General features: G+C 47.5%; 14 protein-coding genes. 2 read left to right on the top strand and 12 right to left on the bottom strand.

Features of this window, described 5'->3' with window-relative positions; translation table 11 throughout:
• Positions 1-329 precede the first annotated feature (329 nt).
• Both H6F88_RS06900 and rpsT read right to left on the bottom strand, forming a co-directional pair.
• Positions 330-1,160 carry a TatD family hydrolase gene (locus H6F88_RS06900; protein WP_190641999.1) on the bottom strand — a complete coding sequence of 277 codons (831 nt, stop codon included), beginning with the start codon at positions 1,158-1,160 and terminating at the stop codon, positions 330-332.
• A 59-nt stretch (positions 1,161-1,219) separates the two neighbouring features.
• Positions 1,220-1,525 carry a 30S ribosomal protein S20 gene (gene rpsT, locus H6F88_RS06895; RefSeq protein WP_190641998.1) on the bottom strand — a complete coding sequence of 102 codons (306 nt, stop codon included), beginning with the start codon at positions 1,523-1,525 and terminating at the stop codon, positions 1,220-1,222.
• 260 nt (positions 1,526-1,785) lie between these two features.
• Between rpsT and hisD the strand changes: the two genes are divergently transcribed.
• Positions 1,786-3,102, top strand: coding sequence for a histidinol dehydrogenase (hisD, locus tag H6F88_RS06890; RefSeq protein ID WP_190641997.1), 1,317 nt, complete (start codon positions 1,786-1,788; stop codon positions 3,100-3,102).
• 15 nt (positions 3,103-3,117) lie between these two features.
• Here hisD and H6F88_RS06885 read toward each other — a convergent pair whose 3' ends face one another.
• The 8 genes from H6F88_RS06885 to H6F88_RS06850 all read right to left on the bottom strand — a co-directional run bounded on the left by H6F88_RS06885 (position 3,118) and on the right by H6F88_RS06850 (position 12,428).
• Entirely contained in the window at positions 3,118-3,498 is a 381-nt protein-coding gene (locus tag H6F88_RS06885; protein WP_190641996.1) for a hypothetical protein, read from the bottom strand.
• 43 nt (positions 3,499-3,541) lie between these two features.
• Positions 3,542-4,318, bottom strand: coding sequence for an amino acid ABC transporter ATP-binding protein (locus H6F88_RS06880; RefSeq protein WP_190641995.1), 777 nt, complete (start codon positions 4,316-4,318; stop codon positions 3,542-3,544).
• Positions 4,319-4,482: 164 nt separating this feature from the next.
• Positions 4,483-5,706 (bottom strand): amino acid ABC transporter permease, encoded by a 1,224-nt coding sequence (locus tag H6F88_RS06875; protein WP_190641994.1) that lies wholly within the window; start codon positions 5,704-5,706, stop codon positions 4,483-4,485.
• Positions 5,707-5,740: 34 nt separating this feature from the next.
• Positions 5,741-6,895, bottom strand: a complete 1,155-nt coding sequence (locus H6F88_RS06870; protein ID WP_190641993.1) for an ABC transporter permease subunit — start codon at positions 6,893-6,895, stop codon at positions 5,741-5,743.
• A gap of 178 nt (positions 6,896-7,073) precedes the next feature.
• On the bottom strand, positions 7,074-8,126 hold the full coding sequence (locus H6F88_RS06865; protein ID WP_190641992.1) for an amino acid ABC transporter substrate-binding protein: 1,053 nt from the start codon (positions 8,124-8,126) through the stop codon (positions 7,074-7,076).
• 360 nt (positions 8,127-8,486) lie between these two features.
• The gene (locus H6F88_RS06860; RefSeq protein WP_190641991.1) at positions 8,487-8,696 is read right to left on the bottom strand and encodes a hypothetical protein; all 210 of its coding nucleotides are present in this window, start codon (positions 8,694-8,696) and stop codon (positions 8,487-8,489) included.
• Between the two features lie 263 nt (positions 8,697-8,959).
• The gene (locus tag H6F88_RS06855; RefSeq protein WP_242050434.1) at positions 8,960-10,969 is read right to left on the bottom strand and encodes an iron uptake porin; all 2,010 of its coding nucleotides are present in this window, start codon (positions 10,967-10,969) and stop codon (positions 8,960-8,962) included.
• A gap of 151 nt (positions 10,970-11,120) precedes the next feature.
• Entirely contained in the window at positions 11,121-12,428 is a 1,308-nt protein-coding gene (locus H6F88_RS06850) for a TetR family transcriptional regulator (protein WP_190641990.1), read from the bottom strand.
• Positions 12,429-12,626: 198 nt separating this feature from the next.
• On the opposite strand from H6F88_RS06850, the gene H6F88_RS06845 reads away from it, so the two are divergent.
• The gene (locus tag H6F88_RS06845) at positions 12,627-13,484 is read left to right on the top strand and encodes a fatty acid desaturase (protein ID WP_190641989.1); all 858 of its coding nucleotides are present in this window, start codon (positions 12,627-12,629) and stop codon (positions 13,482-13,484) included.
• A gap of 197 nt (positions 13,485-13,681) precedes the next feature.
• Here H6F88_RS06845 and H6F88_RS06840 read toward each other — a convergent pair whose 3' ends face one another.
• Complete coding sequence (locus H6F88_RS06840) at positions 13,682-14,236, bottom strand: hypothetical protein (RefSeq protein WP_190641988.1); 555 nt, start codon at positions 14,234-14,236, stop codon at positions 13,682-13,684.
• Positions 14,237-14,453: 217 nt separating this feature from the next.
• On the bottom strand, positions 14,454-15,293 hold the full coding sequence (locus H6F88_RS06835) for a Dam family site-specific DNA-(adenine-N6)-methyltransferase (RefSeq protein ID WP_347277668.1): 840 nt from the start codon (positions 15,291-15,293) through the stop codon (positions 14,454-14,456).
• Between the last annotated feature and the right edge of the window lie 251 nt (positions 15,294-15,544).

Genomic DNA, 15,544 nt, shown 5'->3' with positions numbered 1-15,544 from the left:
TAGGTTTGGTTTTAGCTAAAAAGCTTGGGATGAGTTCCAATATCGGCGAGTAACTTGGGGTGGTTCGTTTGTAGCTAGAGGACAATCCACTTTGCTGAACGGTAGAAGTTTGCTTAGAAAGACATTAGGCAGAAGCTCCGCTAGCTTGGGTGAACCGTCAAGGACAAAACGGGATGTGACTCTAACTGCTAATTCACATGGCTCGACTTTGTCAACGGTTTTCAATGATTGTATACACCTAAAGACCATTATGTCGCAAGCATTTCAATTCGTGTTGCCGGTTTTCTGCTAGTACCGGACGGTTAGCCGATCGCCGAGGGACGCGTCAACTAACTAGGCACATTGACCAAAGGTTGGCTTGAACTTGACGCAGGGTAGGGCAATGACAACCCAAAAAGGCGACAAGCGTTCGCGGTGGTTTGGTTCGCAATGTCTTCTAAAGAAACTTGACGCAAACGAGCGATTTGCTCTGCTACATAACGGACATAAGCGGGCTGATTGCGCCGCTCACCGCGTTTAGGCACAGGAGACAGAAAAGGACAGTCCGTTTCGATTAAGATGCGATCGCTTGGAACCATCTGAGCCGAAGCTTGCACCTGGAGAGCATTTTTAAAGGTCACAATGCCGCTGAAGCTGATATAGAACCCTAAATCTAAAAACCACTGGGTTTCTTCGGGGGTACCGCTCCAGCAGTGCATTACACCTTTGACCGGTCCGTGCTGGTTCCAGAAGGAACGCAACAACTCTGCCATTAGAGACGCAGCATCACGGCAGTGGACGATTACGGGCAAATCAAGCTGTTGGGCGATCGCCAACTGAGCCACAAAGACAGCTTCTTGCTGCACTTGATTCTCAGCCTTGTAAAAGTCCAGCCCAGTTTCTCCAATTGCTACCACTCTGGAATCAGATTGAGCTAGAGCCAGGAGTTGACTAGCAGAGTCAGATTCCCATTTGTCTACATCTAGCGGATGTAAACCGACAGCAAAAGACAGCTCAGAAAACTGATCGGCAATGGATTGAATTTTGCTGAACTCAGTTGGCTCGACGCAAGAATGCACAAGACGCACAACTCCGGCTTCACGCCAATTTTGAGCGATCGCTGCCAAATCAGGCTGAAAGCTCTCAAAGTTGAGGTGAACGTGAGTATCAATCAACTGCATAGTTTCTCCGAAGCTTACTTGCCCAATGCCTTAACCCAACTCTAAAAACTAAAAAGTCTTTAGGAAGCCTGGGAAACGGGTGCTTCGTGAGCTTTCAAAACTTTAGCAAGGCGAGACTTCTTCCGGGCACCGGTGTTGGGGTGAATCACACCCTTCTTCACGGCTTTGTCAATTTTGCTGAAAGCAGCCGACATGCGCTGTTGAACTTCCTCCTTTGAGTCAGGAGTAGGGTTAGCAGCATACGCCTCGACAGCAGTAAGGTAACGTTTCATCAGCGTTTTGACTGCTGATTTGTACGACTTGTTACGGAGACGGTTGCGCTCCGCAATTTTAACGCGCTTGATAGCGGACTTAATATTTGCCACAGTTAATCTTCAGGTTAGCTTGCTTATGGGAGAGCTTATAGCGACTAATCATTCTAGCGAATGATTAGAGAAATTACCAGACAAATTAGTCTAGCATCTACTGAAACAATACATATCATCGGAAAATCCAGGTTAAGCTAGATACATACAGGTTCAGAATGGCGGCTGTAACCGCTAGAATTTATGAGGTTTAGCGACCCTCAGAACTTGTGGTAGTTGAGCGGGTTATCCCGGATTAGCATTTCTAAATTAAAGTGGCGATGCTGCGAATTATTACTCAGCGGTCTGAAGCACAAACTGAATTGCGACGGATCTGCGATCGCACCCACGATGACCAAGTTGTCCATAAAGAGGCAACGGTTCGGGAAGTGCTTCAAGCAGTCAAGCGTCAAGGGGATCGTGCCCTACTGCACTACACAGAGGAGTTTGATGGGCAACTTCTCAAGCCTGAAGAGCTGAGAGTTAGCGGTTCAGAACTCGATGCAGCCTATCAGCAAGTCTCCAAGGAGTTGCTGGACGCAATCCGATTAGCCTGTCGCAATATTGAGTCCTTTCACCGTCAGCGTGTCCCTAAAAGCTGGGTGCAGTTTGGGGATCACGAGGTCGTTTTGGGAAAACGCTATACGCCAGTGGATCGAGCCGGACTTTACGTTCCGGGGGGGCGGGCATCCTACCCCAGTACGGTGTTGATGAATGCAATTCCGGCAAAGGTGGCGAAGGTGCCCCAAATCGTGATGGTGACCCCTCCTGGACCCAACAAAGCGGTTAATGCTGCGGTTTTAGTGGCTGCACAAGAAGCAGGCGTACAGGAAATTTATCGGGTAGGTGGCGCTCAGGCGATCGCCGCTCTCGCTTATGGGACCGAAACAATTCCGAAAGTAGATGTGATCACCGGACCAGGCAACATCTACGTGACGCTGGCGAAGAAATTGGTCTACGGCACGGTTGGCATTGACTCCCTGGCGGGCCCATCAGAAGTCCTCATTATTGCCGATGGCACAGCTAACCCTGCTCACGTTGCGGCCGACTTGCTGGCGCAGGCAGAGCATGATCCCCTAGCTGCTGCAATTTTGCTGACCCCAGATTCAGGACTAGCGCGGCAGGTGGTCGCAGAGGTTGACAAGCAACTGATTAATCACCCTCGTAATCTGTTGACAGAAAAGGCGATCGCCCATTACGGACTGGTTGTGATTGTTGATTCACTCTCAACGGCGGCTGAGCTGTCGAATGAGTTTGCACCAGAGCATTTAGAGCTAGAAGTTGCCGACCCCTGGAGCCTGATTGAGGAGATTCGTCATGCGGGAGCCATTTTCTTAGGTTGTTCTACTCCTGAGGCGGTCGGAGACTACTTGGCAGGACCAAACCATACCCTGCCTACCTCTGGCTCAGCCCGCTATGCCTCTGCGCTTGGGGTAGAAACCTTTATGAAAGCTTCCAGTTTGATTCAGTATTCTCCTGCTGCACTCCAGCAGGTTGCTGGTGCCATTGACCTATTGGCTCAAGCAGAAGGCTTACCCTCTCATGCCGACTCAGTTAGGTTGAGAATGCAGGACATGAGAGAGGAAGATTTACCGTAGAGTAACCTGGAAATTCTACTTACTCTTCAAGAACTGCTGAAGTCGCAGCAGACTTAACGTTTGTCCAAGGCTCAGTGGCAAAATTGAAACCCCTGCTAAGCAAGACTGAATCCAGCCTTCTCCCCAGTACCATTCGTGGTACCCATCAATACCTTGGCTCAGCAGTAACCGTAAGCCATTAGGTTCAGCCAAATCTACCCGATGTTGAATGGCTAAAGGCCCAAGCCAACTGGTGTAAACAGTACCTGAAGCTAGCTGATCGGGAAGTCCTGCTGAAAAAGTTTGTGGAGCTAACCACTGTTGAAACTCGGCTGGACGGAGAAGACTGTGTCGAATGTCTACCTCTGACGCTTCGACTTCAATGCGGAGATTACTTTGTTGAAAGGTTCCTAGCATGTCAACCGGAGAGAGCAGTGCTTCTCCAGTATGACATCTGCAATCAGAGGATTTGAGAGAGGAATTTCTGCGTCCGCTCTTCTTTTGGATTTTGGAAAAATTCTTCGGGCGTAGCTTCTTCTACCAGCACACCGCTGTCCATTAGCACTACGCGATCAGCAACTTCTCGCGCAAAACCCACTTCATGAGTGACGCAAACCATCGTCATCCCCGAATTGGCCAAAGTTCGCATTACGTCCAGTACTTCACGAACCATTTCCGGGTCAAGCGCAGAGGTAGGTTCATCAAACAGCATTATCTTGGGCTGCATGGCTAAAGCACGAGCGATCGCCACCCGCTGTTGTTGTCCTCCAGAAAGCTGCCCTGGAAACTTGTGCGCTTGCTCCAGGATGCCGACTCGCTCCAGCAGTTGTAGTGCAACTTCTTCTGCCTTTGCTTTGGGCCAGCGACGCACCCAAATGGGCGAGAGCGTAACATTTTTCAGGACTGTTAAGTGAGGGAACAGGTTGAACTGTTGGAACACCATCCCCACTTCTCGACGGATGGTCTCAATATTTTTCAGGTCATGAGAAAGCTTTATGCCATCAATTTCAATGCTTCCTTTCTGGTAAGACTCTAGCGCATTAAAAGTGCGAATAAAGGTAGATTTACCGGAACCAGAAGGGCCCATCACAACAACCACTTCACCCTTATTCACACTTAGGCTAACGCCACGCAAAACGTGAAAGTTGTTGTCATACCACTTTTCAACGTCTCTAGCGATGATGACTTTTTCCGAACCAATTTCGGGCTGAACGGCATCAGTTTGAGCTTGAGTCATTTTGCTTATTCCTTGAGACGTTAAGTGGATTTGTGTCCTAATTAAAGGGATTTTTTGAAGTCGTGGAAGTTATTAGATTTTAGCGCCAGAATAGTGAACTGTTCTACTTGCTTTACACGTCAACATAACGCTGCTGCAAGGGATCAAACTGTTAGCGATTACACTTATCGGTTTTCAGTTCTGAGTTGTTTTTCAAGACGACGGCTCGCTAACGCCATTGCATAACAGCAGCAGAAATAAATGACCGTGTCAAAAGCATAAACTTCCTGGTAGCGACCCAGAAAATTGGGGTTAGACAGGATGGATTGAGAAATTCCTAATAGTTCTGCAAAGCCGATAATAGCGAGTAAGGAAGTGTCTTTAAATAAGCTGATAAACTGCCCCACAATGGTAGGAATAACTGCTTTGAGCGCCTGCGGCAAAATGATCAGCACTGTCACCAGAGGAGCGCTAAGTCCTAACGCTTTTGCGGCTTCAGCTTGTCCTCTAGGAATGGATTGCAAACCGCCCCGCACATTTTCTGCTAAATAGGCAGCGCTAAACAGGGTTAACCCCGCGATCGCTCGAACCACCCGATCAATCCGCACATTAGGTGGCAAGATCAGCGGGACCAGCAGCGAAGACATAAACAGAATTGTAATTAGCGGCAGACCTCGAATAATTTCGATGAAGCCAATCGACATCCAGCGGACGACGGGTAAATTGCTCTGTCGTCCCAGTGCTAACAAGATTCCAATTGGGAAGGAAAGGACAATGCTGACAATTGCAGTAAGTAGAGTCAACAATAATCCGCTGAGGTCATCGAGTCTGACCTCTCGAAGAAACAACCCGCCGCGAATCAGACCAAAGACGATGAAGAAAATTCCTAGCCAACCTAACGCCAGCCAGGAAACCAAAGTCGGAAAGCGTTGTCCGATCTGTTGCCCAGCAAAGGCAGCGGCGACGCTAAGCCCTAATATCGCTAAGAGTAAAAGACTCGTGTTGAGACTAACGGGAACGGACAGCGCGACGAAAAGCACCGCGAGCACACCCAAGAAAATCAACCCCGTTCGATTAAATAACCAGGTTGAGCGAGCTAAAATCCCCCAGGTTAGCCCAGCCGAAACGGCAATAATACCCAATGCTGTCCAAGGTCGCCACATGAGTGGAGCAGGATATCGCCCTACAAAAAACAGTCTCAAGTTGGCTGGAACAACCTGCCATTGAGCTTGAGTAAAGATCCAGGTGAGCAGCCCGTAGCCTAACCAGGCGATCGCCCCCAAGCAAATAATCGTCAGAATAGTGTTAAACAAATCACTAAACAGGTTTTTTTTAACCCATGCTCCGGGGCTGATCCGGGTAATCGGGGGAGCCGCAACGACACTTGGCTCTGGATTTGTTGTGGTCATGAGAGGTCAAAGGTAAAAGAATGCAGACAGCAAGTTAACGCTCTTTCAATTGAACAGAACGGTTAAACGTATTCATTCCTAAGGAAATGATTAGATTGATGGTCAGGTAGGTTGCCATCAGAATCAGGATCATTTCGATGGTGCGTCCAGTTTGGTTTGAGGTGGTAAAAGAAGTGGCATACACATCGGCGTATCCTACAGCGATCGCCAAACTAGAATTTTTTGCCAGATTCAGGTACTCACTCGTCAGTGGTGGAATCATCACCCGCAATGCCTGTGGGAAAATTACTAACCGCATAGCTAATGTAGGTCTTAGTCCCAAAGCTCTAGCGGCTTCCCATTGCCCCTTAGTAACAGATTGAATTCCTGCCCGAACCACTTCAGCAATAAAAGCAGCCGTGTAAAAGATCAGTCCAAATAGCACCGCTCCAAATTCTGGAGAGAGGTTTAGCCCGCCAGTAATTGCTCCTTCAGATAGGTTTGGGCGATCCCACTGAAGCCCGAAGATCAGAGCTAACAGAGCAAGAACGCCAATGCCGATCAAGATCATCTGGAGCGATCGCCCTGACTCTCCGCGCTGCACCATCGCCGTGGTGCGCCGTCGCCAGATAATAAAGGCTAAAACTGCACTAATTAGCAAAAATGCCACTGACAGCCAGGTTTGCAGCGTTCCGTCTGGCCAGGGCATATCAACTCCACGCTGAGTCAGAAAAATAGGCCCTGGAAGGCGCGGTGGATTTTCAAGGTCGCCAGGGAGATTAAGAAAAACCGCAAAGTACCAGCAAAATAATTGCAGCAACAGAGGTGTGTTGCGGAAAAGCTCTACATAGATGCCAGCAATCTGTTTGAGCAGCCAGTTGTCTGAAAGACGGGCAACTCCTACAGCGATCCCAACCACAGTGGCTAAGATAATGCCCAGGATCATCACTCGCAGTGAGTTGACCAATCCAACTAAAACAGCCCGCCCATAGGAATCACTGGGAGTATAGGGAATTGGCGTATCACCAATACCAAAAGAAGCGGCTCGTCTTAAAAAACCAAATCCGAATGTAATGCCTAAACTTTGAAAGTTACGGGCGATATTGCTTCCCAAGATCAGCATGACCGTGACAAACACGACCACTGCTATCACTTGTCCGATAATTTTAAGGACGCGATCGTCACGCCAAAACGGAATCTTTTCATCCATTGATCGAATGACCCAGGGCTAAAAACTGGTGTTAGGAACTAGGAGATTGTCCAGACTTTCAGAAGATCGATTTAATGACGACTGATTTGTCACGCAAAAGTACATGACAAATCAGTCTTGCGGCAAACTCTAACAGCTAATAGTCCAAAAGGTGAGCCTAGCTACTAGCTCCTGAGCATTAGCGGAAAGGAGGAGCGTAGAGCAATCCTCCGTTCGTCCAAAGTTCGTTTGGTCCACGCTCTAGTCCAAACGGTTCACCGATGTTGCGTTCATAAATCTCACCATAGTTGCCCACGGCTCTAATCGCACGAGCTGTAAAGTCATTTGGTAAGCCCATATCCGATCCCAAACTCCCTTCTAAACCCAAGAAAGTCCGAATGCTTGGATCTTCGCTATTTTCAAACTCGGCGATATTTTCAGAGGTAATGCCGAACTCCTCAGCCTGGATCAAAGCATAGGTAATCCACTTCACAGCGTCAGACCACTGCGTATCCCCGTTAGCAACCGCTGGTCCAAGTGGTTCTTTCGACATCACCACATCTAACACCACATGTTCGTCGGGAGTCGCCAGGGTTTCACGACGGGCAGTAAGCTGAGAGCGGTCAGAGGTTACACCCTGGCAGCGCCCTTGAGCATAGGCTGCATAAACCGCATCTTCGTCGTCGAATACAATTGGGGTAAATTCAGCGCCAATCTTCCGCATCTGATCGGTTAAGTTCAACTCTGTTGTAGTACCCGACTGCACACAGATAGATTTTCCTGCTAGTCCTTCCAAATCTTCAACGCCACTCGCGACGGGCACCATCATGCCCTGACCATCGTAAAAGGTGGTAGGTGCAAACTCCATACCAACAGATGTATCGCGGCTGATTGTCCAAGTTGTGTTGCGAATCAACACATCAATTTCGCCTGATTGAACAGCAGTAAAACGCTCTTGGGCACTGAGGTTACGATATTCAACAGCCTCAGGATCATCGAACATAGCAGCGGCGATCGCCTTACACACGTCAACATCCAGTCCCGAATACTCGCCTGTCTCATTGACGAAACTAAACCCTGGTAGCTGACCGTTTACACCACAAACTAAAGAGCCTCGCCCTAAAACAGTGGATAGGTGACCACTAGCGCCTTCGCCCTCTTCGGTTCCTGCCGTATCGGATGAAGAACTACAAGCCGCTATTGGTGCTACGGCGAGCATCATTGCCAATAGCAGAGAACCCCACTTACTCATATAAATCTCACTCACTATGTCAACAAACAGAGATTAGTATTGGCACAATAGCAGATTGTCTGGAGTAGCTGCCCAAACGCTTAACAGGACTCAACCTATACAGCAGACACTGGACCGACGAGCCTCAAGCTTCGCCTCTGCTACACAAGATAAGAGTCTGAGAAACAGGAACAACCTAGACTCCGGTTGCTGCACTGAACTGTACTACCATCCAACGCTTTTAGCTTTCTGTTTGTATCTAATTGCACAATTCTCCGCCCATAAACAAACGATAAATTGCGTAGAAGGGCTGAGAGGAGTGACAGGTTACATGAGTGAAACAATAAAAAATACTTAAAGATTGAAAATTAAATATTAAATTTAGCGCCCTTGGGCCAAGTCCCGAATCAGCGGTAGTCTGGATTGAATATAAGCACTGAGCGCATCAAGTTCATGATGGTCAAGCGATCGCTCGGAGCGCACCTGACGTAATAACCACTGCACCAGACTAGAATCATCCAAACTTAAGAGAATGTTGGACTGAGTTGTCTCAACTAAAGCCCAGAGTTGTCTCAACATTAGGGGAGTCATAGCGACCTCTCGTTCTTAAGCTTTCCTTTATGTTTCCCAAGATACTCGGATTTTGTGGAGACTGGGACTCGGATCATACAAGACGAAACAAGAGTTACAAAACGCTTCACAAACTGATCGATAACTTGACCAAGAGGCAGTTAGCTCAAGGAAAGCAGAGTATTCAGATCAAAAGAAGCAAGGCTGTATGCCAGTCAGGGTCTTGTACAGACGCAATCAGCTGCGTCTGTACAAAAGCTGTTGAGGAATGTTAAGAAGGCAGACTAAAAGGCAAACTGTGCCCGTAAGTTGCCAACGTAGATAGTTGGGTTGTCGCTAAAGTTGTTAGCGTTGCCAATTATATAAAACGCAGGAACTAATGCAATGTTATCGGTCAGAGGGTAGTAGTACGTTGCTTCAAATTCATACTGCACTCCACCATCGCCACCCCCCGAGACCAATAACTCACGACCGTCTAGCACTGAGAAAGGAATCATGTATGAAAGCGTTGCCAGAGCCCCCTCTTTACCTAGATCAGGGAAAGCCAACCCTGCCTGAAATGACTGAGCGTCTACATCTCCTGGCTCGATGTGCGTGATGCCATAGGTATATCGGCTGAAGATTCCGATACCAGGCGTAATCAACCAGTCAAAGTTGATATTGAAGGTATCGGCAGTCGCGTCATTCAATCCGCCACCTGCTCCATCATCTAATAATCCATAGATGGGTTCTCCGGGTGCTCCACCAACTTGTCCAAATACGGCATTCAGATTAGAGCGGTTGTACAGCAGTCGGACATTAAAGGTGCTGGTAGGAGAATAAGTCAGCTCAGCAGTCAGGGTATTGGTTCCACCAAACAAACCCTCGTCAGGGTCCGAAGAAGTTCTAAATAGGCTAGCTGGAAGGAATTCGTTGTTCTCGCCCAAATAGCCTACGCCCAACCGGAATTGGTCACTCAGTTGCCAGAGCGCTACCGCACCTGAGCCTCGGTCAATGGTATTCAGTAGTGTGCTGCCAATTGAGTTGAAACTGCTAGTGCCGTTGAGGAAGAAGGTGAAGCTGTTGTTGTCAAAGTATCGGTACCAGTTAACTCTAGGTCCAACGATCACTTGAACATCGTCGCCTACCGGAAACTCATAAAACAGTTCTCGAACGACTACGGTGACATCGCCAATGTTTACTCCACCCGTTTGGTCAGTGTAGGGAACTCCGAACGTGTTGTAGAGACCTGCCGAAGCGAAAACATTAGCAGGGGAGTCTCCATTACCCACCGCCAACTGCGTCACCAAATTGTCCCGCCCTGTAAAAGAAGTGTTGAGCGTTATCCAGGCCAAGTTGCTAAAGGTGATTTCTGGATCATCCGTAACTTCTGCAGTTAGGGGTCTACCTGTAACGGGATCTCGTCCTGCCGGTCTAATTACAGGAGGGGCTGTGATATCAGACGTTTCTACTTGAATATCTCCGTCCGCGAAAGCTCCAGTGAGGTTAAACCAAACCAAGCCACTTAAAGTTGTTGTGGTTGAAAACTGGTTTGCTTCCAGTTCGGCGGTTCGAGCTTCCAGCGTATCGACCCGACCGCGCAGGCTAGCCAGTTCTGCTGCAAATTCTTGTTGCAGTCGCTCAATTGTTGCTAAGTCTTCACGGGACACTGCATCCGCCAGACCCTCAGCAATTAGCTCATTGACCCGATCGAGACAGGCATTTAGCCCTGCTGCAAATTCGTAGCGAGTCAGCGATCGATTGCCGCGATAGGTACCATCAGGGTATCCGGCAATGCAGCCGTAGCGCTCTACGAGAGATTGCACTGCCTGAAAAGCCCAGTCCGTGGGCTGAACGTCAGATAGCTGGGAAACTGAGCTGAGCTGAGACATCGCTCCCCGAAGATCGGGTGACGAAGCAGTGTGTGTGACAGAGGAAGGTGATTCTATTTCAGCTATGGGAGAAATGCGATCGCCATTCTCCATACTTGATTCTGCTGGGGTTAGTTCTGCTGGGCTTGGTTCTGCTGAGAATATCTCAGTAGGCTCTATACGGGTAGTATTTGGAACCTCTGTTTGAGCAATCTCCAACCCACTAGGCGATAGGGCTGAACGATCGATGTTCTCAAACTCAACAAAAGATTCAAGCGCCTCAACAGAAGTGAATGCTGCTTGCGGTTCAGAGTTTTGAGAATCAGAGTTTTGAGAAACTGGGCGAATTTCGGTTTCGCTAGCGATCGCCTCCCCTGCACCGACCCAATAAAAAGCCAAAGCTGCTACATTCAGCAGCAGCGTTCGCCAAAGGAACTTACGCATCTAATCCTCACACCAAAATTTATTGAATTCGAGGATGAACTTAGCAAAGGCTCTCAGCGGGAAGATGTAATCTTAGATACCGGAGAATAGCTAAAATGAGGAATGTTACAAACAACTCATACGACGCTAGACTAGCCATTTGACCAGCGCATCAAAGGTTTTCTAAATCTTGTCCCGTAGTAGTAGGGGAAGCAGATTGTCCTTTGGGCTTTTGATCTAATCGAATTGCCTGCTGTAAAGCAGCCTTTTCTCTAGCTCTTTGAACATAGGGCTGTAGCTGTGTAGCAGTCCAACCGCTGAGAATACTCAAATTTTCCAGGCTAATTCCCCTCAGCAACATCTCCACACACCAGGTTTGCCGTGCCTGCTCAATCCGCAGAGGTTGTCCCGATAGCGTGGTCAAATCTTCTACCCAGACCTGCCAGCGCAGACGAATTTCCACTTCTGAGATCGGACTTCCTGCCTCATTTAGAAATAGAGCGGTTCCATCATCCTTACGAGTTTTAAGCCACTGCGTTAAAGGATTACGAGTCACAGAACCGTAGCGTTGTCCCATGATCCATTGGTTAAGGGGCACTTGACGAGATACCCCTTGATTGACTTGAAGCAAATGCTGCTGCGTCTCTTGAAGGTAGTGCGATCGCCGCAGCCCGACAACTTCTACAGGACTCAAACCCGCCCCGAATAGAACATAGGCCAAAGCATAGTCTTGAACATCCAACTTTTTCGCCCGCTGCAAAATTGTTTGAACCAGGCTGGCAGGTAAATCCGCGACGGCTGGCTTTGAACCTGCTAAAGCAGGCTTAACCTCGTCTGCGTCAACTGAGTCGGCGGTCGTTGAAGGAATACTGGTTTGTTCCGAAATCAATACAGCACTCCGAAGCAATAATTCCACCAGGTCAATGACAAAATCGTGGCGATCGCTCCAAAGGTCATGAAACTCACTAGTCAACTCAAGCGTGGCATATCCCAACAGCGACAAGTTGAGAAATCCAGCCAGCTTCTCTACCGAAAAGTGAGTTAGCGGGTGCCCTTGAAGCACAGTTGCTAAATATTGCGCCGTATAGTGATTGACTTGAGCTAACCCATGCCCCAACGCCTGCCGATTTTCTAAAGAAAATTTTCCTGCTTCCCCAATCAGCGATCGGACAAGCTCTGGCATCTGGTCTAACTTCTGCAAACATTTTTCGCCGTAGGAATTGAGCGCATGAGTAATATCATCAGCATTATTGGCTGCTTGCCCCAAAGACTCTCCTAAACGAGTGAAAATTCCCGTGTCTTCAATCACCGCCAGAAGCAAACCCTGCTTATTGCCAAACTGTCGAAATAGCGTTACTTCATTCACATCCGCCAGTTCAGCAATCTGTCGAGTGGTCGTCTCAGTGATGCCTTGAGCCGTAAATAGCTGAAGCGCTGCTCGGATTAAACGCTGTCGAGTTGAATTAGATTGAGAACTCATGAAAATATGCAAGTGCTACTTGCATTTAAACGGGAACGTTGTTACGCTAAGAATGTAAGTAGCACTTGCACTCCCCTTTTACTTTAACGGTATTCCTAAATCAGCGTGAAGCCAAATCAACAAAAGGAAAACTTAAGTGTTCCAAACGGCTTTCCTGAATGGGCTGGATTGATGCAAGGCATTTTTTAAGGAAGATTTATGACTTCTAATTCAATGCAAACCGTCACTGCAGGCGGTCAGCCCCTGGTGCTGAACTGGGTAAATGTGGTCTTTTTTGGATCAATCCATCTTCTTGCACTGTTGGCTCCCTGGTTTTTCTCCTGGTCTGCTTTAGGTGCCGCGATCTTTTTACACTGGCTACTGGGCAGCATTGGCATCTGCCTAGGCTATCATCGCCTCCTAACGCACCGCAGCTTTCAAGTTCCTAAACCGTTGGAATACATCATTGCTACGATCGGTGCTCTAGCACTCCAAGGTGGTCCGATTTTCTGGGTTTCTGGACATCGCCAACATCATCTTTATACTGAAGACGCAGATAAAGACCCCTACGCTGCCAGCCGTGGATTTTGGTGGAGCCACATGTTGTGGTTACTCTATCCTCGTGCTGAATTCTTTAAGCGAGAAACTTACCAGAAATACGCGCCTGATTTAGCTCGTGACCCTTATTACCGCTGGCTCGATAGCAACTTTCTGCTGCTGCAAATTCCTCTAGGACTGTTGCTCTTCGCATTAGGCGGCTGGTCTTTTGTAATCTATGGCTCAATCTTGAGAGCAGTCATACTCTGGCATAGCACCTGGTCAATTAATTCTGCTACTCACATGACTGGCTATCGCTCATTTGAAGTAGAAGACGGATCTCGCAATCTCTGGTGGGCAGCCCTTCTCACCTATGGGGAAGGCTGGCACAATAACCATCATGCTCATCCTAATGTGGCAAAAGCAGGTTGGAAATGGTGGGAAGTAGACGTTACCTGGTGGGCAATTCAAGTTTTAAAAACACTGGGTTTAGCGAAAAAAGTAGTCATGCCACCTCAGTCATCAGCTTCCGCTAATTAGTACGACTTCCTGCGTGAGGTCTAGTATAGCTGTAGCCATATAGGTTAGGACAGAAAGAAGGGCACCGGGCTTTGCCCGGTGCCCTTCTTTCTGTCCTAACTTGAGTGACTGGTGCCATCATTCAATTAAAAAATGCCCTGCCTGCTAGGTGGGCACTTTTTAATTCCAGGTGTGTAGCGCTGTACAGATTATGGGTTTTAGGCTTTCTGGGGAGAGACAGCTTTTTTCCGTAACAGCCAACTTAGACCAGAGAAAGCAAGCCCTGTAAGGTTAGGCGTATTCTGTGTAGATGCAGCAGATTCCCGCTGAACGTAACTGACTTGACCTTCACCCTCGCCCACAGCCACGTCATAGGTAAAGGCACTTTGGCTCTGATTAGACTGACTACTGAGGTGAAAGATAAAGTCAAATGGGGCATATTTCAGCCCAGATAATTCTCCATCTTTGAACTGCAAAACGGGTGAGTCAGGAAACCGGACATCATCTGCTTCGCTGTATTTGTGGTTGAGAAAGTTGAAGGAAACGTTTAGCCCCTGAGCAAGTCCAATGGTTTCAAATCCTTCTCCAGATAGGGTAGAGGCATTGTAGCTAAAAGAACCCTCAAAGGTTTTGCCAGTTAATGAGCCGGAACTGATTTGCACTTTGAAGTCATAGGTAGTAGCACCCTTTCCCCTTTTTGTATTCCTAAAAGCGGGTTGTGAAGGTGTTTTGGCGATCGCCACTGTCTGTTCCAAGTCAAGGTCAGTACTCATTTTTGCCCCATCTTTGCCCTATGCGATGAAATCGTAAGTGCAACTGCAAACTTGCTAGTAGCCCCATCCAGGTTCTTTATGCATCGCGTTACTTATAGCAAGTTGAAGATCAACACTCTATTAACAGCGTATTTATCGACAGAGCATTAGGCTATGGGCTTAATACGGACTTCGACAAAATGATACATTGTATCTCTAAGTATATACACGGTATATTTTAATACAAAAACTTAGCGGGGTGGCTAAGAACGGTCGATAGGTTTTTGTAAGCGAGAATTTCCTTAGCAGGTTTGCGATCGCCATTACAAGCAATACGCCGAGGGGCATCTAGCAGCTCAATGGAAAATCCAAAATCGCTGTATAACTCAATGATGCGATCGGTTGCTTGGTTCGAGGCAACAACCGGTCCATTATGACGGTTGAGCCATTCTACTAGGCGAATCTGGTCTTGCCACTTGAAGTCATTTGCGCTGTATTTGGTAAATTCCACATCGTAGGGCGGATCTGCATAAATAAAATCATTGGAATGAGTCAGCAACTCGGTGAAATCCATAGAAACAAACTCAAAGTCTTTTAGAGCATGAGTGTAGGGTAGAAAATTTTCAACATAGTGAATAGTTTTGTACCGACCAAAAGGAACGTTGAACTGATTGCTGTTATTAAACCGACATAATCCGTTGTACCCGGTGCGATTCATGAAATAGAACAGCTTGGCTGCTTCTAAACTTTCTGCCTGATTGTTGCGAGTCAGTTCATTGAATCTCTGCCGACAAAGGTAGTAATAGTCAGAATCGTTTCTTAAGGGAATGTCAATTAATAGCCCTTTTTGTAGCCATTGATAAAAGTTGATCAGGTGCGAGTTTAAATCGTTGAGAAGGGCTGATCTAGGCTGCAAACCTAGTGCAACAGCCATTCCTCCTACAAAGGGTTCTACTAATCTGAAGCTTGAATGCGATCGCCAAACTTCCCTTAAAGTTGGCACTAGCCATCGTTTTCCACCTGCCCATTTCAAAGGAGGACTCAGAGCTTCATTTCTTGTCAGTAAAGCTTGAGTCACAGGTTTTCCTCGTATTTAAAAAACTCAATTCCCAAGAAGATCTGCAAAGTGTCAGACATTTTTACAATGATTTTGCCTTTCCTGATCGGGTTGGCATTCGCTTCCTTTAAACATTATTAATCTAGCTTACTCACTGATCTCAAAGCAATCCTATGCTATGGAACTAACTGCTTAAAATTTGTTCTTAGTAGCCGAGATTTTCAGCCAATTCAGCGACGAAACGCTTGATCTTGTGTTGATAAATTAGTTAT

Origin of the sequence: Oculatella sp. FACHB-28 (genome assembly GCF_014696015.1) — a bacterium.
Classification (GTDB): domain Bacteria; phylum Cyanobacteriota; class Cyanobacteriia; order Elainellales; family Elainellaceae; genus JAAUTN01.
Note: the sequence above shows the minus strand (reverse complement) of the source record. Positions and strands in the feature narration are given on the sequence as shown.

What these genes read in the sequence shown, in the direction of transcription:
- H6F88_RS06900 (WP_190641999.1), bottom strand. Translation starts at nt 1,160, where the DNA reads ATGCAGTTGATTGATACTCACGTTCACCTCAACTTTGAGAGCTTTCAG.
- hisD (WP_190641997.1), top strand. Translation starts at nt 1,786, where the DNA reads ATGCTGCGAATTATTACTCAGCGGTCTGAAGCACAAACTGAATTGCGA.
- H6F88_RS06885 (WP_190641996.1), bottom strand. Translation starts at nt 3,498, where the DNA reads ATGCTAGGAACCTTTCAACAAAGTAATCTCCGCATTGAAGTCGAAGCG.
- H6F88_RS06880 (WP_190641995.1), bottom strand. Translation starts at nt 4,318, where the DNA reads ATGACTCAAGCTCAAACTGATGCCGTTCAGCCCGAAATTGGTTCGGAA.
- H6F88_RS06875 (WP_190641994.1), bottom strand. Translation starts at nt 5,706, where the DNA reads ATGACCACAACAAATCCAGAGCCAAGTGTCGTTGCGGCTCCCCCGATT.
- H6F88_RS06870 (WP_190641993.1), bottom strand. Translation starts at nt 6,895, where the DNA reads ATGGATGAAAAGATTCCGTTTTGGCGTGACGATCGCGTCCTTAAAATT.
- H6F88_RS06865 (WP_190641992.1), bottom strand. Translation starts at nt 8,126, where the DNA reads ATGAGTAAGTGGGGTTCTCTGCTATTGGCAATGATGCTCGCCGTAGCA.
- H6F88_RS06860 (WP_190641991.1), bottom strand. Translation starts at nt 8,696, where the DNA reads ATGACTCCCCTAATGTTGAGACAACTCTGGGCTTTAGTTGAGACAACT.
- H6F88_RS06855 (WP_242050434.1), bottom strand. Translation starts at nt 10,969, where the DNA reads ATGCGTAAGTTCCTTTGGCGAACGCTGCTGCTGAATGTAGCAGCTTTG.
- H6F88_RS06850 (WP_190641990.1), bottom strand. Translation starts at nt 12,428, where the DNA reads ATGAGTTCTCAATCTAATTCAACTCGACAGCGTTTAATCCGAGCAGCG.
- H6F88_RS06845 (WP_190641989.1), top strand. Translation starts at nt 12,627, where the DNA reads ATGACTTCTAATTCAATGCAAACCGTCACTGCAGGCGGTCAGCCCCTG.
- H6F88_RS06840 (WP_190641988.1), bottom strand. Translation starts at nt 14,236, where the DNA reads ATGAGTACTGACCTTGACTTGGAACAGACAGTGGCGATCGCCAAAACA.